Origin of the sequence: Enterobacter sp. KB-221C9, assembly GCF_041320715.1 — a bacterium.
Lineage (GTDB): Bacteria > Pseudomonadota > Gammaproteobacteria > Enterobacterales > Enterobacteriaceae > Enterobacter > Enterobacter asburiae_D.
Map to the genome: position 1 here is coordinate 1 of NZ_JBGIWG010000004.1, position 18,825 is coordinate 18,825.

Genomic DNA, 18,825 nt, shown 5'->3' on the forward strand with positions numbered 1-18,825 from the left:
CATAGGTCGGGTCTCAGTCCAGGGCATAGCGAGTCTCCTCTTCTATGCCAGTTATAACTGTTACCCATGTATCCGGTCTAAAGTGTTACCCATGTTTCCGGTTCATACCCTACGCTTACCGGGCCTACAAAACCGTAGGCCGGGTCAGGCGAAGCCGCCACCCGGCAGATCTTACTCCACAAAGATGTGCGGATAAAACCGTGACAGATCCTGCGTGATCAGCGCGCGATCTTCGCGAATGCCAATCCCGGCCGGCCGATCGTTGATGAGCCAGCTGCCAATCAGCGTATAGCTGTCGCCAAACTTCGGCAGCTGATAGAACTCCTGGACGATCATCCCTTCTTCGCCGTACGGCCCTTCAACCGCTTCCAGCGTCTTACCGTTTTCGATAATCGAGACGTTTGCGCCTTCGCGGGAGAAAATCGGCTTCACGACGTACTTATCCATCTGCGGATGGTCATCTTCCGCAAAGTACGCCGCCAGCAGGTTCGGATGGTTCGGGAACATCTCCCAGAGCATCGGCAGCAGGGCTTTGTTAGAGATAATGCTCTTCCATGCCGGTTCCAGCCAGCGCACGCCAGCATCTTCCAGCTTGGTGGAGAACATCTCGCGCAGCATATATTCCCACGGGTAGAGCTTGAACAGGTTGCTGATCACCTGGTCCTGCATATCCGTAAACTGACCCTTTTCACCCAGGCCGATATCCTCGATATAGAGGAACTCGGTCGCCACTTCCGCTTCGGCAGCGCAGTCCTGCAGATACTGAACCGTGCCACGGTCTTCTTCCGTGTCGCGGCAGCAGGCGAGATGTAGCAGGTTGAAGCCATGCTGTTCGCGCAGCTCGGCAAAACGCTCAATCAGCTTTTCCTGCAGGCTGTTAAACTGGTCGCTGCCTTCCGGCAGGTTTCCGGCATTGGCCTGGTCTTCCAGCCAGATCCACTGGAAGAACGCCGCTTCGTACAGAGAGGTTGGTGTATCGGCGTTGTTTTCCAGAAGCTTCGGTTCACCTTTGCCGTCCCACGCCAGATCCAGGCGAGAGTAAAGCGAAGGTTGATCCGTTTTCCACGACTGGCGCACAAAGCCCCATGTGTGCTTCGGAATGCGGAACTTTGCCATCAGCTCGTCGCTGTCGATGACCTTTTCCACGACCTTCAGGCACATCTGGTGCAGCTCGGCGGTCACCTCTTCCAGTTTTTCCACCTGGGCCAGCGTGAGCTTGTAATAGGCGTCTTCACACCAGTACGGCTCGCCGTACATGGTGTGGAAGTTAAAACCATACTCGGTGGCTTTTTCACGCCAGTCCGGGCGCTCGGTGATACTGACTCGTTCCATGATCAGCCGCCCATTGAGCGAGTAGAGGAGGTGCCTGTCGCACTGCGCTGCATGCTGGTCTGCTTCGCCACAGATTCACCAAACCCGCCGCGGGTGATGGTGTTGGTCGTGGCGGGCTTCGGCGCCATCGCCGTTTTCGGAACGGTCACGGTGCGCCCAGGGGTCGCTGCGCCGTAGCCTTTGCCGCTGGCATCGGTATATTGACCGTAAGCCGGGCTGGCCGGGTTTTTCGAGCTAAACAGTGGCTGCTGCTGGTAGCCAGCACCGCCGCCCATCAGACGCCCCATCATGTAGCCTGCCATCAGAGGCATCCAGAAGCTGCCGCTGGACTGCGCCTGCGCCTGATTTTCAGGTGCGGTGCCTGCCTGAGCCGGTGCCTGCTGGCACTGACCTTCACCAAACTCCGCTACGCAGTCTTCGCGTGAGGCATATTTCGGTGCGGTACGTTCCGCTTCTTTCAGCGCGCTCGTATAAGCCGTTTTACACTCGGCGGCTTTGCCGGTTGCGGCAGAGCAGTCGTCTGCGTTTTGATACAGCGAAACCGTTTCGTCATTTTTCTCACAGCCTGCCAGCATAAAGACAGCCGTAACCGCCAGCGCAACAGGGGTGAGGTGACGCGCGTTCCAGCTCTTGCGGAACGAAGCGTGATTTATAGATTTTGTCCGTTTCATCTTTGTCTTCCTGGACCCAGTGGTAATAACGCTCAGGATAGAGGATGAGTGGTTGAAAATGAAGCGAAGAGGGGCGGAATCAGGGGGATCTTTACGTTGGCTTACGTTCGGGGGTGATTTTGCGCCGGGTGGCGCTGCGCTTACCCGGCCTACGATTACGTAGGCCCAATAAGCGAAGCGCCATCGGGCAATGCTTAGTTACGGAACGGATTATTGCCTTTGCTGGCAGGCGCAGTGGTACGCGCGGCAGCAGGCTGTGCAGCAGGGGTGTTGCTGTTACCGTTGAAGTTATCTACGGCTGCAACCTGATCGGGATTCTCAGGTGCAACGCTCTCCGGAGAGGTGGAGACCGGTTTGCCCAGCGCGCTGTTCAGCATCTGCAGGTCTTGCTCGTTCAGCGTACCCAGAGCCTGTTTGATGTTCAGCTGGTTAATCAGGTACTGGTAACGCGCGCTTGAGAGCTGCTGCTTCGCGTTGTACAGCGTGGTGGTCGCGTCGAGCACGTCAACGATGGTACGTGTACCGACCGAGTAGCCTGCTTCCATCGCATCCAGGGAGCTCTGTGCAGACACAACGGCCTGTTTATAGGCGTTGATGCTGCTGATCGAGGCGTTCACGTTGTTGAAGGAGGAGCGCACGGTTTGCACCACGTTGCGATGCGCGCTTTCCAGCTGCTCGCTCGCGCCAACAAAGTTGTACTGCGCCTGTTTCACCTGGGAGTTGACCTGACCACCCTGATACAGCGGCAGCGAGAAGCTCAGACCCACTTTATTCTGACCAACATTGCTATCGTCATATTGTTGGGAAGAGTTGGTTTTAGAGCCGCTATAGCTGGTATCAGAGACACCGGTAGACGCGCTCAGGCTCAGGGTTGGCAGATGGCCGTCCTGCGCCTGACGAATTTGCTCGCGGGCCAGGTCCTGGCTCAGACGCGCCTGCAGCAAGCTCAGGTTGCGGTTTTCCGCCTCTTTCAGCAGGGCGTTAACGGCCTGCGGTTTATCCGTTTTAAAGCTGTCCACGTTCAGAGACGCCAGCTCAGGATAGTAATTCCCGGTGACCTGACGCAGGGATTCCAGCGCGTTATCGAGGTTGTTACGCGCGGTCACTTCGTTGGCCAGCACGGTGTCGTACTGTGAACGGGCGTTCTGCACGTCGGTGATCGCGACCAGGCCCACGTTGAAGCGCTGGGTGGTCTGATCTAACTGGCGGTAAATCGCCTGTTTCTGCGCTTCGGTGTAGGAGAGCGCGTCAATGGCGCTCAGCACGTTGAAGTACGCCGTGGCGGTGTTCAGAATCAGCGTCTGCTGGTCGGTCTGATAGGTCACATCCTGGATACCCGCGCTCTTTTCCTGCAGGGTCAGGGCGCGCCATTTGGACATATCAAACAGCGTCTGTGTCAATTGCAGTGAGGCGCTGGTAGCATTGGAGTTAACGCCGTTAGCGTCGCGGAAACCGTTGCTGTAGGTATAATCTGCACCTAAACCTAACTGTGGCAGCAAGGGGCTACGCGCTTCGTTAATCTTTTCAAACGCAGCATCACGATCGGCCGCTGATTTACGTAAATCAGGGTTGCCCAGACGTGCCTGCTGGTAGACCTGTAACAGGTTTTCCGCCTGGCTCATTGCACTGAAGCCCGTCAGGCTCAGGCCGATAAGGATGGGGAGCAATTTCTTCATTTGCATTCCTTGTTGTGAAGCAGTATTAGCGCTGATCTAATTAAAAAAATAATTGCCGATTCTAACAGAATCTTCCATACCAAAAGGTTGGCGTTACGTGCCATCTGGCGGTAATTTGCACCAATCTACCATATAGCCTTACAAACGGCAGCCAAACAGCCTTGAAATTCACAATTTCATCACCATTGCTACCAGGACTCGACTCATGCAAAAACCAGAAAAGTTGCCCGTGACATTCGCCAAAAACGATGTAGAAATTATTGCACGAGAAACGCTTTATAGCGGTTTTTTTTCAATGGATCTTTACCGTTTCAGGCATCGCCTGTTTAACGGGGAAATGAGCGGCGAAATCAGACGCGAAATTTTTGAGCGCGGGCATGCGGCAGTCTTGCTACCCTTTGACCCAGTGCGTGACGAAGTTGTGCTGGTGGAGCAAATCCGCATCGCCGCTTATGACGTCAGCGAGAGCCCGTGGCTGCTGGAGATGGTGGCCGGGATGATCGAAGAAGGTGAGTCGGTTGAAGACGTCGCCCGGCGCGAGGCGCTGGAAGAGGCGGGGCTGGTGGTAGGCCGCACCAAACCGGTGCTGAGCTATCTGGCAAGCCCGGGAGGCACCAGCGAGCGCTTGTCCATTATGGTGGGCGAAGTGGACGCCACGACGGCGGAAGGGATCCACGGTCTGGCAGATGAAAACGAAGATATTCGGGTTCATGTGGTGAGCCGGGAACAGGCTTATCAGTGGGTAGAAGAGGGGAAAATCGACAACGCAGCGTCTGTCATCGCCCTGCAATGGCTACAGCTGCATTATCAGACATTACGAAACGAGTGGAAAAAATGAAGCGCTATACGCCTGACTTCCCAGAAATGATGCGCCTGTGCGAAACCAATTTCGCACAGTTGCGCCGCCTGCTGCCGCGAAACGATGCGCCCGGCGAAACGGTAAGCTATCAGGTGAGCAACGCGCAGTATCGGTTAACGATAACAGAATCAACGCGCTACACTACGCTGGTGGAGATTGAGCAAACGGCACCCAGCATTAGCTACTGGAGCCTGCCGTCGATGACGGTGCGCCTCTATCACGACGCGATGGTCGCTGAAGTGTGTTCAAGCCAGCAGATCTTTCGCTTCAAGGCGCGGTATGATTACCCGAATAAAAAGTTGCATCAACGCGACGAAAAGCATCAAATTAACCAGTTTTTAGCCGACTGGCTAAGATATTGTTTAGCACATGGAGCAATGGCGATTCCGGTTTGTTAGCGTCATAAACCTACCTAAGGACACCATTTGGAAAGCCTGTTGAACCTGACTGTTGCTGGTGGGGCGCCAGTCAGGATATTACAAATCACCGATACCCACCTTTTTGCCGAAAAGCATGAGACGCTACTGGGGGTCAACACCTGGGAGAGTTATCAGGCGGTGCTTAACGCCATTCACGCTGAAAACCGTGCATGCGATCTGATTGTCGCAACGGGCGATCTGGCGCAGGATCAGTCCTCCGCGGCCTACCAGCATTTTGCTGAAGGCATCGCGAGCTTCAGCGTGCCTTGCGTCTGGTTGCCAGGAAACCATGACTTCCAGCCTGCCATGTTCAGTTCTCTTCAGAATGCGGGGATTTCTCCGGCGAAATGTGTTTTTGCGGGTGAACAGTGGCAGATCCTGCTGCTGGACAGCCAGGTGTTTGGCGTCCCGCACGGTGAGTTAAGCGAGTTTCAGCTCGACTGGCTTGAGACCAAACTGGCTGCAGAACCTGAACGTCACACGCTGCTGTTGCTTCATCATCATCCTCTGCCGGCGGGCTGCAGCTGGCTCGATCAGCACAGCCTGCGCAACTCCGCCGCGCTGGATCGCGTGCTGGCGAAGTTCCCACTGGTGAAAAATCTGCTGTGTGGACATATTCACCAGGAACAGGATCTCGACTGGAACGGACGCCGCATGCTGGCGACGCCGTCAACCTGCGTTCAGTTTAAGCCGCACTGCGCCAACTTTACGCTGGATACCATCGCGCCAGGCTGGCGCTGGCTGGAACTGCATGCCGACGGCACGCTGACCACGGAAGTCTGCCGTTTGACCGGTGCAAAATTCCGCCCGGATACCGCTTCAGAAGGCTATTGATGTCTACGCTCCTTTATCTGCACGGATTCAACAGCTCGCCGCGCTCCGCAAAAGCGACACAGTTTCGCCAGTGGCTGAGCGAGCATCACCCCGACGTTGAGATGATTATCCCGCAGCTGCCGCCTTACCCGGCAGAGGCCGCGGAGATGCTGGAATCTATTGTGCTTGCGCACGGCGGCGAAACCTTCGGTGTGGTTGGTTCATCCCTGGGCGGGTATTACGCCACCTGGCTCTCACAATGCTTCATGCTGCCCGCCGTTGTGGTTAATCCGGCGGTTCGGCCATTTGAGCTGCTGAGGGACTTTCTTGGCGAAAACGAGAACCCCTACACCGGCCAGCAATATGTGCTAGAGTCACGCCATATTTACGATCTCAAAGTTATGCAGGTCGACCCGCTTGAGGCGCCGGATCTCATCTGGCTGCTGCAACAGACGGGTGATGAAGTGCTGGATTACCGCCAGGCAGTGGCGTATTACGCCTCCTGCCGCCAGACTATAGAAGAGGGCGGAAACCATGCTTTCACGGGCTTTGAGAATCATTTCACCCAGATTGTCGATTTTCTTGGACTGCACAGCCACTGACAATCAATGCGAATTGCTAGTTTAAATCATGACGCAAACCTATAACGCTGATGCCATTGAGGTCCTCACCGGGCTTGAGCCGGTTCGCCGCCGCCCGGGGATGTACACCGATACGACGCGCCCAAACCATCTGGGCCAGGAAGTTATTGATAACAGTGTTGACGAAGCGCTGGCGGGCCATGCCAAACGCGTTGACGTTATCCTGCACGCCGATCAGTCGCTGGAAGTCATCGACGACGGGCGCGGCATGCCGGTGGATATCCACCCGGAAGAGGGCGTGCCTGCCGTTGAGCTGATCCTCTGTCGACTGCACGCGGGCGGTAAGTTCTCCAATAAGAACTACCAGTTCTCCGGCGGTCTGCACGGCGTGGGCATTTCCGTGGTGAACGCCCTGTCCAAACGCGTGGAAGTGAACGTCCGTCGCGACGGCCAGGTCTATAACATCGCGTTTGAAAATGGCGATAAGGTGCAGGATCTGCAGGTTGTCGGCACGTGCGGCAAACGCAACACCGGCACCAGCGTCCACTTCTGGCCTGACGAAAGCTTCTTCGACAGCCCGCGCTTTTCCGTTTCTCGCCTGACGCACCTGCTGAAAGCCAAAGCGGTGCTGTGTCCGGGCGTAGAAATCACCTTTACCGATCACGTTAACAATACCGCACAAACCTGGTGCTACGCCGATGGTCTGAACGACTACCTGTGCGAAGCGGTAAACGGCCTGCCGACGCTGCCGGAAAAACCGTTTGTCGGTAACTTTAGCGGCGATACCGAAGCCGTGGACTGGGCGCTGCTGTGGCTGCCGGAAGGCGGCGAGCTGCTGACCGAAAGCTACGTTAACCTGATCCCGACCATGCTCGGCGGTACCCACGTCAACGGTCTGCGTCAGGGGCTGCTGGACGCGATGCGCGAGTTCTGCGAATACCGCAATATCCTGCCGCGCGGCGTGAAGCTGTCGGCGGAAGATATCTGGGATCGCTGCGCCTACGTGCTCTCCGTGAAGATGCAGGATCCGCAGTTTGCCGGTCAGACTAAAGAGCGCCTGTCGTCACGTCAGTGCGCGGCGTTCGTCTCCGGCGTGGTGAAAGATGCGTTTACCCTGTGGCTGAACCAGAACGTTCAGGCAGCAGAAATGCTGGCCGAAATGGCCATTTCCAGCGCCCAGCGTCGTCTGCGCGCCGCGAAGAAAGTGGTGCGTAAAAAGCTGACCAGCGGCCCTGCGCTGCCGGGCAAGCTGGCAGACTGTACCGCGCAGGATCTCAACCGTACCGAGTTGTTCCTCGTGGAAGGGGACTCGGCGGGTGGTTCGGCCAAGCAGGCGCGCGATCGTGAATATCAGGCGATCATGCCGCTCAAGGGTAAGATCCTGAATACCTGGGAGGTCTCTTCTGATGAAGTGCTGGCCTCGCAGGAAGTCCACGATATCTCGGTAGCGATCGGTATCGATCCGGACAGCGACGATCTGAGCCAGCTGCGCTACGGCAAGATCTGTATCCTCGCCGATGCGGACTCCGACGGTCTGCACATTGCTACGCTGCTGTGCGCGCTGTTTGTGAAGCACTTTAAAACGCTGGTGAAAAACGGTCACGTCCACGTGGCGCTGCCGCCGCTGTACCGTATCGACCTCGGCAAAGAGGTTTACTACGCGCTGACGGAAGAAGAGAAAGCGGGCGTACTGGAACAGCTGAAGCGCAAGAAGGGCAAACCGAACGTGCAGCGCTTTAAAGGGCTGGGCGAGATGAACCCGATGCAGCTGCGCGAAACGACGCTGGATCCGAACACGCGCCGTCTGGTGCAGTTGACGATCAGCGATGAAGACGAACAGCAAACCAACGCCATGATGGATATGCTCCTTGCCAAGAAACGTTCGGAAGACCGACGTAACTGGCTGCAGGAGAAAGGCGATATGGCGGATATTGAGGCCTGATGCTGAAAAAGCCCTGCGATGCAGGGCTTTTTTTTGCCCGGTGGCGCTGCGCTTACCGGGCCTACGATCGATTCCCTCGCCCCTTTGGGGAGAGGGTTAGGGTGAGGGGAACACCCCGCACTGACGTCAAAACTCCATCTTCACCGTCAGCTGCACTTCGCGCGGATCGCCAATCTGGTTGCCCAGGTTGTTGGTCGCAATGGACGATGTGTAGTAGGTCTTATCAAACAGATTCTTCACGTTCACCTGCAGCGTCACCGGGTACTGCAGCTTCATCTTGTACGCCGCAAACGCATCCGCCACGAAATAGCCCGGCAGATAATAATCCGCACCGTTGGTTGCGGAACGACGGCTTACGCCGTGCCCGCCGCCGCCCAGCGTCAGGGTATTCCCGGCAAACGCATTGTGAATATCGTAGGTCAGGAACAGGGAGCCGGTATGGCGCGGCACGTTCGGCAGCGGTTTGCCCGCATAGTCCGGGTCTTCCAGCACCTTCGCGTCGGTATAGCCGTAGCTGGCGATAATGTTGGTGTTCTCGGTCAACGACCCGGCAAGATCCACTTCCACGCCCTGCGAGCGCACGCGACCTGCGGTTTTGGCGACGGTTTCATCACCAATGCTTTCGGTGTACAGCACGTTGCGCTTGTGGATATCAAACAGCGCGATGTTGGCGGTAATGCCGTCGAACAGGTCAAACTTAGCGCCGATTTCATACGCGTTCGACGTTTCCGGCGGCAGGTCGCCGATATAGCTCGCAATAGACGATTGCGGCATAAACGTCTGGGAATAGTTGGCAAACAGCGAAACCGCCGGGGTGAGCTTATAAACAAGACCCAGCTTCGGCGTCCACTGGTCGTCGCGGCTGTCGGTGTTCACGTTAAACGGACGGCCTTTCCCCGCGTACTGGGTGTAATACTGGTAGCGCAGTCCGGCGACGGCGATCCACTTATCGGTAAGGTACAGCGCGTCCTGCGCGTAGGCGGAGTAGCTCTCCTGCTTGATGGTCTGATCGCTGTCGGATGCCGAGACGGTGGTGCACTTGCCGAGGCTGCCATAGCTCGGGTTGTAAATATTGAAATCCTTAACGTTCTTACAGCGGATCATGTCCGTACGCAGCAGATCGTAATTCTCATACGACACGCCGGTCAGGATCTCATTGTAAAAGCCCGCGATGTCCACGTTCCCCTGCAGATCCGCTCGCGTCGTGTGCATACGCTGGGTCGAGCCCTGGGTCGCATCCACGCGGCGGGTCAGGTTGCCGGTTTTTGAATCGTAGGCCATCACGCGGGCCTGGTTATCGCTGTACTTATCCTGGCTGTAGCTGTAGTCGAACTTCGCGGTCCACTGGCCGTTGAGGCGATATTCTGCGTTGAGCTGAGCGAGATCGGACTGGCCGTCGGTCACGTTAAACGGCTCATCGAAGCGGGTTTTGCGATCCACGTCGACGGCTTTTTTAGTGTTGAGATCGAAGATCGTTCCGCGATCGAACGGCGTTTTATAGTCGCGATGCGAATAGAGCACGGTCACGGTGGCATCGTCGCCAAACCAGGTGAGCGACGGGGCGATAAAGGTGCTGCGTTCGGTGCCGAAATTGCGCCAGTAATCCTCGTCCTGATATTCGCCCGTCAGGCGATACGCCAGGCGCGTGCCGTCAATCGGGCCGGTAACATCGAGCTGACCGGTGCCGCCGCCAAAGCTGGAAGAGGTGGCGGAAAGGGAACCGCCGAAGGTTTTCTCCGGGCGTTTGGTGACGACGTTAATCAGGCCGCCCGGATCGAGAATGCCATAGAGCGTTGAGGCCGGGCCTTTCAGCACCTCCACGCGCTCGGTTGCGGCATTAAAGCTGCGCGGCAGGACGGTGCGCAGGCCGTTGGTCATGATCGAGCCGTCGCGGTTCGCGCCAAACCCGCGGCGCACGAAGGCATCCTGCGTACCGCCCAGGGTGTTGGTCTGCACCACGTTGCTGACGTTATAGAGCGCTTCATCCAGCGTGGTGGCGTGCTGATCCGCCAGCACTTTATCGCTGACGGTATTGACCACCTGTGGGATATCCAGCATCGGCATGTTGGTTAACGTCGCGGTGGAGGTATTCAACGGCTGATAGCCATTCGTGGCCTCTGCCGCAGTAGTTGGATCGGCGGTGACGGTAAGCGTTTCGCCGTCTTTAGCCGTGGTGGTGCCTGCTGCCTGCACCAGCGGTGCCATAAACAGCAGTGAAAAGAGCGCGCGCCCTTTTACCCCAGAGAGTGAAGGTGTGAACGTAGCCATTACATCTGTTATCCCGAAATATCCCGCGAATGACGTTTCGCGGAAAAATGTGTGAGTCATTGCCCTTTACGGTCTGTCCGTTAGCCACAGTGGGCATCGAACATGTAATTGAGAATCATTCAATCACGAGCGAATGTAGTAGTAAATGGAAAAAAGAAAAAATAGGCTACAGCGTTTAACCCTACGCATAAGCGCAGCGGGTTAATAGTTAACTTATTGAAATTAAAGTTTTTGTAAGCCATGCCATGTTCGTCTTCCCTCTGGCTTACCCCTGGTTTTTTCAGGGTGTTTCTTCTCTTGACTACTACATGGCGCAGCGTCAAACTCTCAAAAGAGAATGAGTTTTATTTTTATTTTTATTTGTTGGTGTTTCATTACGTTGGCGTTCACGTGGCTCACAACACAAAACAACCGGGACTGGTTCTGGAGAACCTCTCTGCGGGCTATCAGAAAAAAATCATCGTTGATGATATCTCTCTTGCGATCCCACAGCAGAAAATGACGGTGCTGGTAGGGGCGAACGGCTGTGGGAAATCCACGCTGTTGAGCACGATCGCGCGGCTGCTGCAGCCGCTGGGAGGCGCCGCGCTGCTGGACGGTAAAGCCATTCATGAGCAGCCGACCAAAGCTGTCGCCCGTCAGCTTGGCATTCTCCCGCAGTCTCCGCTGCTGCCGGAAGGGTTAACCGTTTTTGAACTGGTCTCGCGCGGGCGTTTTCCCTGGCAGAACTTTATGCGTCAGTGGAGCGACGAGGACGAACTGGCGGTGGAAGAGGCCCTGCGCCTGACCGGTACGGCAGAATTTGCCCATTTGCCGGTGGAAAGCCTGTCCGGCGGCCAGCGTCAGCGCTGCTGGATCGCCATGGCGCTGGCGCAGCAAACGCCGTATATCCTGCTTGACGAGCCTACGACGTTTCTCGATCTCCGCTATCAGGTGGAGATCCTGGAACTGCTGCACGTCCTGACCCGCCAGCACGGGCGTACCGTGGTGGTGGTGCTGCACGATCTCAACTTTGCCGTGAACTACGGCGATTCGCTGGTCTTTTTACGCCATGGAAAAGTTGAAGGCGTATTGCATGAGGGCGATGCCTGCACGCCGGAGCTGATCAAAGCGGTGTTTGATGTGGACGTGCATATGTCCATAAACCCGTTGACCGGCAAGCCGTTCTTTATGCCGTTTCGCCAGGGTACCGTTCAGTCATGATGCGCTCCTCTCTCGCCTTCCCGATCTTCGCGTTGCTGCTGGCACTGGGCGCGATTCTGCACTTGGGGATCGGCGCACGCTTTATCGCCCCGCAGACGGTGGTGGAGGCATTCTTCCATTTCGACCCGCGCAATTTCGACCATAGCGTCATTATCAAATTACGACTGCTGCGCCTCTGCGCCGCGATGGTGACGGGCGCCGCCCTCGGCGTGGCGGGCGTGCTGCTGCAGTCCGTGATCCGCAACCCGCTCGGCGAGCCGCATATTCTGGGGCTCAACGCCGGGGCCGCGCTGGCGGTAGTGATTACCAGCGCGCTTGGGCTGTCGCTGCCGTTTGGTCGCCCGCTCGTTGCCGCCGCCGGTGCCGCCGCGCTGTTTTTGCTGGTGCTGCTGTTTTCCTCGTCCGGCCGCACCGGGCTTACGCCGATGAAGGTCACGCTGTGCGGCGTGGCGATGTCGGCGTTTGCCTCGTCGATTACCGCCGCGGTGTTAATTCTTGATGAACAGACGCTGCTCGCCATGCGCACCTGGCTGGCAGGAGACCTGGCCGGGGTCAGCGTTCAGACGCTCCAGAGCGCCCTTTGGGCTGCAGCAGCCGGTTTTGTTCTCGCTATTGGACTGTCGCCCTCGCTCAACATGCTGGCGCTGGGAGACCGGATGGCGCAGGGGCTTGGCGTGTCGCTGCTGAAAACTCGCCTGCTCGCCCTGCTGGCCATCGCGCTGCTCTGCGGCGCGGCCGTCTCTATCGCCGGGCCGATTGGCTTTATCGGCCTGGTCGTGCCGCAGCTCATTCGCCGTCTGGTATCGGTTGATTTACGCGTGATGGTGCCGCTGTCTGCCCTGTGCGGCGCGCTGGTGTTGCTGCTGGCCGATATCGCCGCCCGCACGCTGTTTACGCCCTGGGAGCTGGCAACCGGCATTATGACGGCCCTGGTCGGCGCGCCCGTGTTCATCTTCATGGCATCGAGGATGTTCAAATGAACCGGGCCGGATTCCGCGCGATCCGAATTGGCCGCCTCTCGGCGCTGGTTCGCCCGCGGGCGCTGGCGTGCCTGACCCTTTTAGCGCTGGTGGCGCTAAGCCTGCTGGGCTTTGGCCTGACGCACGGTTCTCTGCCCATTCCCGCCTCCGCCATCGGGCGCGCGCTGTTTTCGCCTGAGAGTCTGACGACGGAGACGCGCTACATCGTGATGGATATCCGCCTGCCGCGCCTGCTGATGGCGGTGCTGTGCGGGGCGATGCTCGGTATGGCGGGGGCGGCAATGCAGTCCATCACCCGCAATGGCCTGGCTGATCCCGGGCTTATCGGCGTGAAGGAGGGCTGTAGCGCGGCGGTTCTGCTGCTGATTTTTCAGTTCCCGGCGCTGGGCCTGGCCTGGCGTCCGCTGGTCGGCATGGCCGGTGGGCTGCTTACCGCGCTGCTGGTAATCGCCCTGGCGCGCGATATCTCGCGCCCGCGATTCATCCTGATCGGCATCGGCGTGTCATGGGCCTTTGCCGCAGCAATGGGCGTCTTTATCACCACCGCCGACGTGCGGGACGTGCAGACGGCGATGCTGTGGCTGGCGGGAAGCCTGCATGCGGCAAACTGGACGCTGGTGGGGTTAGCCGCGCTCTGGGCTGCCCCTGCGTTTGCGCTGCTGCTGTTTACCGCGCGGGCAGCGGACGTGGCGTTGCTCGGCAATCAGGCCGCAGCGGGCCTTGGCGTGCGCACAACCCGGCTGGCGCTGCTGCGGGTTCTTGCCCCGGTGGTGCTGACGGCGGCCTGCGTCTCCTGCGTGGGCAGTATTGGTTTCGTGGGGCTGATTGCCCCGCATATGGCGCGCCTGCTGCTGCGCGGTGGGCAAACGGCGCTCCTGACGGGAAGCGCCGCGCTGGGCGCGCTGCTGGTGCTGCTGGCGGATAACGTCGGACGTCTGGCATTCCTCCCGCTGCAGCTGCCGGCGGGAATTGTGATTTCATTGATTGGCGGACCGTTTTTCCTGCTGCTGCTCTGGCAGCGTCGGGACAGATTTTAGGGGACTATAATGCGTGTAGTGTTTTCGATGCTGTTGCTGGTGGGGTTCGCGGTGAGTGCGGCGGAGCCGACGCAGACGTTTACTGACGATCTCAACCGAAAAGTGGTGGTGCCGGTTCATCCGAAGCGGATTGTCTCCTTACACGATCTGGATATCACCATTCCGCTGATTGAACTTGGCGTACCGCCGGTGGCAAGCCATGGCCGCACGCGGCCGGACGGCAGCCACTTTCTGCGCTCAAGCGGCATGTTGACCGGCGTCGACTTCGATAATTCCGACATTAAATTTATCGGCACGGCCGATATCGACATTGAAGCTATCGCCGCCGCAAAGCCTGACCTCATTATTACCGAGCCGACCCGCAACACCCCGGTGGAACAGCTGGAAAAAATTGCCCCGACGGTAAGCATCGATCATCTCGACGGCGGCGCGCCGGAGATCTACCGCAAGCTGGCTCAGCTGACGGGAACGCAGGCGCGACTCAAGGTTCTGGAGCGGCGCTATCAGGAGCAGATTAAGGCGCTGAAGGCGACTATTGATACCCGCAAGGTGACCGTGTCCGTGATTCAGGCGAATCAGGGAAAGATTAACGCCATGCACAGCTACCACTCGCTGGGCCGCGTGCTGCGCGATGCCGGGTTCACCTTCCCGCCGCTGATTGAGTCCATCCCGGAAGGGGGGCGGATTGACGTCAGCGCCGAGCGCCTGCCGGAGCTGGATGCCGATTTCGTCTTCGCCACCTGGCGCGGGGATACGGGCGGTAAACCGCAGGACGAGCTGGCGGCGATGGAGGCGGTGATGCCGGGCTGGTGTCAGTTCCTGAAGGCCTGCCGAACCGGGCACTACGTGCTGATCTCGCGCGAAGAGGCCATCTCGAATTCGTTCGCCTCTTTAGGGATGATGGCCGCGCAGGTGCAGTCGCAAATTGCCGGGCGTCCGCTGCCGGAGGCGACACGGTGATCCGCAAAGAGAAAGGGCGCGTGGATGTCTACGGCGACCGCTTTCGCGCCCGCGCGCATCAGCTGACGCCGCGTCTGCTGCAGGTTGCACGCTATATCCATGACAACCGCGAAGCGGTGATGGAACAGACCGCAATGGAGATTGCGGCGTTGTTGAAAACGTCGGATGCCACGGTAGTTCGCGCCATTCAGGCGCTGGGTTTCGCCGGGCTGCGCGATCTCAAGCAGACGCTGGAGCAGTGGTTTGGCCCGGTGGTCACCTCCAGCGAAAAGATGTCCTCCACGGTGAACACGCTCGCCAGCGACGTTAACGCGAGCATTGATTTCGTGCTGGAGGGGCATCAACACACCTGCGAGGTGTTATCCGAGCCTCACAACCGCTACGCGATGGCGCAGGCGGTCTCTCTGCTGGCGCAGGCGAGGCAGGTCGCCATATTTGGTATTGGCGCCTCCGGCATTCTGGCCGAGTACACCGCCAGGCTGTTCAGTCGTATGGGGTTACCCGCTACGCCGCTTAACCGTACCGGGATAGGGCTTGCCGAGCAGCTGATCGCGCTTCAGCGCGGCGACGTGCTGGTGATGATGGCGCAGAAATCCGCGCACCGGGAGGGGCAAACCACGCTGCGTGAAGCAAAACGTCTGGGCATTCCCACCATCCTGCTGACCAACGCCCTTGATTCGCGCTTCAGCAAGGAGGCCAGCGTGGTGATCCACGTTCCGCGCGGCGGCGAAAAGGGCAAAATTCCGCTCCACGGCACGGTGCTTCTGTGTCTGGAGATGATTATTTTATCCGTGGCCTCCACCGAGCCGCAGCGCACCATCAAGTCGATGAAGCGCATCAACGAGTTACATCGTGGGTTAAAGCCGGGGAAGAAAAGCAGCTAAAACAAAGCCCGGTGGCGCTAGCGCTTACCGGGCCTACGGTTCAGGTTTTGTAGGCCGGGTAAACGCAGTGCCACCCGGCAAATTCCACGAGCTTAAACCCCTTGCTCCAGAATACGGATGTGGGTTTCCAGCACGTCACCCTTCACCGCGTCGCTCCACGCTTTCATGTGCGGGGTCTGCAGGTGCGCTTCAAGATGCGCGACGGTTTCCCACTGCTCAACCATGATGATCGAGTCTGGCGCGGTCGCCTGGAAGCTGGCGTCAGTGGCAGCATCCACCATCGGCGCGTAGCCGTGGCAGCCTTCTTCTTTCAGTACGGTCGGGATAATTTTCGCGAACTGATCCAGCACCGCCTGACGGTGATGTTGACCTGGACGAGTACGGATTTCTGCGATAACGGTAAGCATGTTTACTACTCCTTTAATTCCAGGCTACCAGTTAAGCAAAAATTTCCGCGAGATGCTTGCGATATTCTGCGATATAGCTCGGGACGTCAGGCATTTTAATCACGTCGTTGACGATAAAGGTCGGCAGCGGATCCATGCCCAGGAACTGATTCGCCTTGTGGAACGGCAGGTACGCGCCGTCAACGCCTACGCCTTCGAAGAACTGATCTTTCTCGGTGAAGGCTTCCAGCGGGGCGTTCCAGGTCAGGGAGAGCATATATTTTTTGCCCTGAATCAGGCCGCCCGAGCCGTATTTCTTAGAGGCGTCAGAGCGGGTGCGGCCATCGCTGGCATACAGTGAGCCGTGACCTTCAGTGAACACGTCGTCCATGTATTTTTTCACGGTCCACGGCGCGCCCATCCACCAGCCTGGCATCTGCCAGATCACCACGTCAGCCCACAGGAAGTTCTGCACTTCGGCTTTCACGTCGTAGTTGCTGTCTGCACGCACGACCTTAACATCATGCCCGGCGTCGCGCAGGAAACCGTCCGCGACCTCGGTCAGGGTGTCATTCAGCTGGCCTTTAGAGTGCGCAAATTCTTTTGCGCCGTTGATAATCAGAATGTTGCTCATGAGTTGTCCTCGATGATGAGAGTATGGCGAGTATTCTACGCGCGAGGACGGTGCGGTAAAATGAGCAAAATGTGCAAAGTCTTTTGCATTAAACGCAATAATCCCTTACCAGCTGATCTTCGCTTCAAAACCGCCTTCAGAGGCATTGCTCAGCGAAACGCGCATCCCGTGCAGGGCGGCGATGCGTTTTACGATGGATAATCCCAGCCCGCTGCCCGTCGCATCCTGGCCCGGCGGACGATAAAAGCGCTCGCCGACGCGCGCCAGCGCGTCCGGTGAAATGCCGGGGCCGTTGTCGCGCACGGTAAAGCTACGCGCGTCCAGCGTCACGTCCACCACGCTGCCGCGCGGGCTGTAGCGAATCGCGTTATCCAGCAGGTTGCGCACCAGCAGGCTCAGGAGCAGCTGCTGGCCCGGGCGTTTAACCTCTGGTGCATGGATGTTCAGGCGAACATCAATGCCCGCCTGCTGCGCCGGATGCCAGATATCCAGCACGGCCGACTGCAGCAAGTCGGCCAGGATAATCGGTTCGACATCGTCAAGGTTATCCAGCGAGTCCAGACGCGACAGCGTGAGGAGCTGATCCACCAGCCGGGAGGCGCGGTCGATGCCCGCATGCAGCTGCGTCAGCGCCTTTTCCCGCGCCTGCGGATCGTCATAAGAGAGCTGCGCCACGTCAGTTTGCACCTTCAGGGCCGCCAGCGGGCTGCGTAACTCGTGGGCGGCATCGGACGTAAAGCGGCGCTCGCGGGTCATCATCTCCTGGGTGCGCGCGAAGAGATGATTCAGCGCGTCGAGCAGGGGGCGCACTTCCGTCGGGACTCCCTCCGTCGGCAGGTTATCGGTGGCATCCGGCGAGCGGGAGCGCAGGGTCTGCGCCAGCTTTTTCAGCGGCTTCAGCTCGCGGCTCAACAGCAGGATCAGCAACAGCAGCATTACGGGCAGCGCCACCAGCCACGGCGTAAGCTGCGAGCTGACCACGTCCAGCGCCATCTCCTGGCGGTACTCCCACTCCTGGCCGACCACCACGCGGTACTTCCCGTCGGGTGAGGTCAGCCATAAAAAGCGCCATTCGTCGTTGTCGCCCTGTAGCTGCCCGTTATCGAACCCGTCGCGGCGATAGTGGTACGGAATATCGCGCCCGTTTTCGCCATCGTTGAGGATCATTTTGCCGTCGACGGCGTAAATGGCGAACGCCAGCGCGTCATCGTCCAGACGACCATGCTTCACTTTTTTCGGGATCTCGCGCATGCGTTCGGGGGCGCGGATCTCGTCCAGATCCATCGTCAGCAGCCGCTTGGCAAACAGCATCTGCTGGGTATCGAACAGCTTGTCGAGCTTGTGGGTTGTCTGCTGCCAGGCGACAACGCTGGCGGCAAACCAGGCCGTCAGAGACAGGAGTAAAAAGAGAAGCGTCAGGCGCAGCTTCAGGCTCAGGCGTTGCGTCAGCTTCATACGTCACCCAGGGTGTAGCCGATGCCGTGCACGGTGCGGATAAACTCGCTGCCAAGCTTGCGGCGCAAATGATGGACGTGAACCTCGATGGCGTTGCTGGAGACGTCATCGTCCCAGGTATAGAGTTTTTCCTCGATAAGCTTTCGCGGAAGCACCCGGCCCGCGTTACGCATTAACAGCTCAAGCAGCGCGAACTCTTTGGGCTTTAGCGTCAGGGGAGCGCCGTCCAGCGTGGCGACGAGGCGGGTCGGATCGAGCGTAACCTTACCGTGGCGTAGCTCGCTGCACGCCTGGCCGTGGCTGCGACGGACCAGCGCTTCGAGGCGAGCCCCCACTTCAATCAGAGCGAACGGCTTACAGAGATAATCATCCGCGCCAAGGCGCAGCCCTTCGACGCGCTGGTTCAGCGCATCCCGCGCGGTCAGGATCAGTACCGGCTCGCTGCGCCCGCTTTCGCGCCACGCGCGCAGGATCTCCAGACCGTCAATTTCCGGCAGCGTCAGATCCAGCACCACGGCATCATAGGGTGCAGAAGCGAGCGCGGCCTGACCGGTTTTTCCGTCGGTAAACCAGTCCACGCTAAAGCCCATTTTGCTTAATCCCGCCTTGATGCCGTCGCCAATTAACCTGTCGTCTTCTACCAGTAAAATGCGCATGTTCCCTCCTTGATGCCGTCAGTAAACCCTCTGCAAGCGCCCGCTGTACAGCAATAATAAATAAATTTT

Annotated in this window: 18 protein-coding genes; 10 read left to right on the forward strand and 8 right to left on the reverse strand. The window is 58.4% G+C overall.

Annotated features, from left to right (window positions below; all coding sequences use genetic code 11):
- Nucleotides 1-171: 171 nt before the first annotated feature.
- The 3 genes from AB8846_RS06160 to tolC form a co-directional block, all read right to left on the reverse strand.
- The gene (locus tag AB8846_RS06160) at nucleotides 172-1,332 is read right to left on the reverse strand and encodes a glutathionylspermidine synthase family protein (RefSeq protein WP_370732309.1); all 1,161 of its coding nucleotides are present in this window, start codon (nucleotides 1,330-1,332) and stop codon (nucleotides 172-174) included.
- A 2-nt stretch (nucleotides 1,333-1,334) separates the two neighbouring features.
- On the reverse strand, nucleotides 1,335-2,003 hold the full coding sequence (locus tag AB8846_RS06165; protein ID WP_063145595.1) for a DUF1190 family protein: 669 nt from the start codon (nucleotides 2,001-2,003) through the stop codon (nucleotides 1,335-1,337).
- Nucleotides 2,004-2,197: 194 nt separating this feature from the next.
- Complete coding sequence (gene tolC, locus AB8846_RS06170) at nucleotides 2,198-3,679, reverse strand: outer membrane channel protein TolC (RefSeq protein ID WP_331411236.1); 1,482 nt, start codon at nucleotides 3,677-3,679, stop codon at nucleotides 2,198-2,200.
- A gap of 205 nt (nucleotides 3,680-3,884) precedes the next feature.
- Between tolC and nudF the strand changes: the two genes are divergently transcribed.
- Genes nudF through parE form a run of 5 tightly spaced genes read left to right on the forward strand, consistent with a single transcriptional unit; the run spans nucleotide 3,885 to nucleotide 8,293 of the window.
- Complete coding sequence (nudF, locus tag AB8846_RS06175; RefSeq protein WP_023333429.1) at nucleotides 3,885-4,517, forward strand: ADP-ribose diphosphatase; 633 nt, start codon at nucleotides 3,885-3,887, stop codon at nucleotides 4,515-4,517.
- Nucleotides 4,514-4,936 carry a DUF1249 family protein gene (locus AB8846_RS06180; RefSeq protein WP_003862516.1) on the forward strand — a complete coding sequence of 141 codons (423 nt, stop codon included), beginning with the start codon at nucleotides 4,514-4,516 and terminating at the stop codon, nucleotides 4,934-4,936. The genes nudF and AB8846_RS06180 overlap by 4 nt, the downstream gene beginning before the upstream one ends.
- 27 nt (nucleotides 4,937-4,963) lie before the next feature.
- Nucleotides 4,964-5,791 (forward strand): 3',5'-cyclic-AMP phosphodiesterase, encoded by an 828-nt coding sequence (gene cpdA, locus AB8846_RS06185; RefSeq protein WP_063145593.1) that lies wholly within the window; start codon nucleotides 4,964-4,966, stop codon nucleotides 5,789-5,791.
- Nucleotides 5,791-6,372: an esterase YqiA gene (yqiA, locus tag AB8846_RS06190; RefSeq protein ID WP_008502976.1), complete on the forward strand. Its 582-nt coding sequence runs from the start codon at nucleotides 5,791-5,793 to the stop codon at nucleotides 6,370-6,372. The genes cpdA and yqiA overlap by 1 nt, the downstream gene beginning before the upstream one ends.
- A 28-nt stretch (nucleotides 6,373-6,400) precedes the next feature.
- The gene (gene parE / locus AB8846_RS06195; RefSeq protein WP_029740698.1) at nucleotides 6,401-8,293 is read left to right on the forward strand and encodes a DNA topoisomerase IV subunit B; all 1,893 of its coding nucleotides are present in this window, start codon (nucleotides 6,401-6,403) and stop codon (nucleotides 8,291-8,293) included.
- Between the two features lie 126 nt (nucleotides 8,294-8,419).
- On the opposite strand, the gene AB8846_RS06200 is transcribed toward parE, so the two are convergent.
- A complete protein-coding gene (locus tag AB8846_RS06200; RefSeq protein ID WP_370732310.1) occupies nucleotides 8,420-10,561 on the reverse strand; it encodes a TonB-dependent siderophore receptor in 2,142 nt (713 codons plus the stop codon).
- A gap of 390 nt (nucleotides 10,562-10,951) precedes the next feature.
- On the opposite strand from AB8846_RS06200, the gene AB8846_RS06205 reads away from it, so the two are divergent.
- Genes AB8846_RS06205 through AB8846_RS06225 form a run of 5 tightly spaced genes read left to right on the forward strand, consistent with a single transcriptional unit; the run spans nucleotide 10,952 to nucleotide 15,625 of the window.
- Complete coding sequence (locus AB8846_RS06205) at nucleotides 10,952-11,764, forward strand: ABC transporter ATP-binding protein (protein ID WP_370732311.1); 813 nt, start codon at nucleotides 10,952-10,954, stop codon at nucleotides 11,762-11,764.
- A complete protein-coding gene (locus AB8846_RS06210; protein ID WP_370732312.1) occupies nucleotides 11,761-12,744 on the forward strand; it encodes a FecCD family ABC transporter permease in 984 nt (327 codons plus the stop codon). The genes AB8846_RS06205 and AB8846_RS06210 overlap by 4 nt, the downstream gene beginning before the upstream one ends.
- The gene (locus AB8846_RS06215; RefSeq protein WP_370732313.1) at nucleotides 12,741-13,781 is read left to right on the forward strand and encodes a FecCD family ABC transporter permease; all 1,041 of its coding nucleotides are present in this window, start codon (nucleotides 12,741-12,743) and stop codon (nucleotides 13,779-13,781) included. Before AB8846_RS06210 ends, AB8846_RS06215 begins: the two co-directional genes overlap by 4 nt.
- Before the next feature lie 9 nt (nucleotides 13,782-13,790).
- Complete coding sequence (locus tag AB8846_RS06220; protein WP_370732314.1) at nucleotides 13,791-14,741, forward strand: iron-siderophore ABC transporter substrate-binding protein; 951 nt, start codon at nucleotides 13,791-13,793, stop codon at nucleotides 14,739-14,741.
- The gene (locus AB8846_RS06225) at nucleotides 14,738-15,625 is read left to right on the forward strand and encodes a MurR/RpiR family transcriptional regulator (protein WP_331411242.1); all 888 of its coding nucleotides are present in this window, start codon (nucleotides 14,738-14,740) and stop codon (nucleotides 15,623-15,625) included. The genes AB8846_RS06220 and AB8846_RS06225 overlap by 4 nt, the downstream gene beginning before the upstream one ends.
- A gap of 92 nt (nucleotides 15,626-15,717) precedes the next feature.
- Here the strand turns inward: AB8846_RS06225 and AB8846_RS06230 are convergent, their stop codons facing one another.
- The 4 genes from AB8846_RS06230 to qseB all read right to left on the reverse strand — a co-directional run bounded on the left by AB8846_RS06230 (nucleotide 15,718) and on the right by qseB (nucleotide 18,756).
- Nucleotides 15,718-16,032: a putative quinol monooxygenase gene (locus tag AB8846_RS06230; RefSeq protein ID WP_032640570.1), complete on the reverse strand. Its 315-nt coding sequence runs from the start codon at nucleotides 16,030-16,032 to the stop codon at nucleotides 15,718-15,720.
- A 31-nt stretch (nucleotides 16,033-16,063) separates the two neighbouring features.
- Entirely contained in the window at nucleotides 16,064-16,645 is a 582-nt protein-coding gene (locus AB8846_RS06235; RefSeq protein ID WP_047650114.1) for an NAD(P)H-dependent oxidoreductase, read from the reverse strand.
- 105 nt (nucleotides 16,646-16,750) lie between these two features.
- Nucleotides 16,751-18,100, reverse strand: coding sequence for a quorum sensing histidine kinase QseC (gene qseC / locus AB8846_RS06240; RefSeq protein ID WP_370732315.1), 1,350 nt, complete (start codon nucleotides 18,098-18,100; stop codon nucleotides 16,751-16,753).
- Nucleotides 18,097-18,756, reverse strand: a complete 660-nt coding sequence (qseB, locus tag AB8846_RS06245; RefSeq protein WP_370732316.1) for a quorum sensing response regulator transcription factor QseB — start codon at nucleotides 18,754-18,756, stop codon at nucleotides 18,097-18,099. Before qseB ends, qseC begins: the two co-directional genes overlap by 4 nt.
- Nucleotides 18,757-18,825 lie beyond the last annotated feature (69 nt).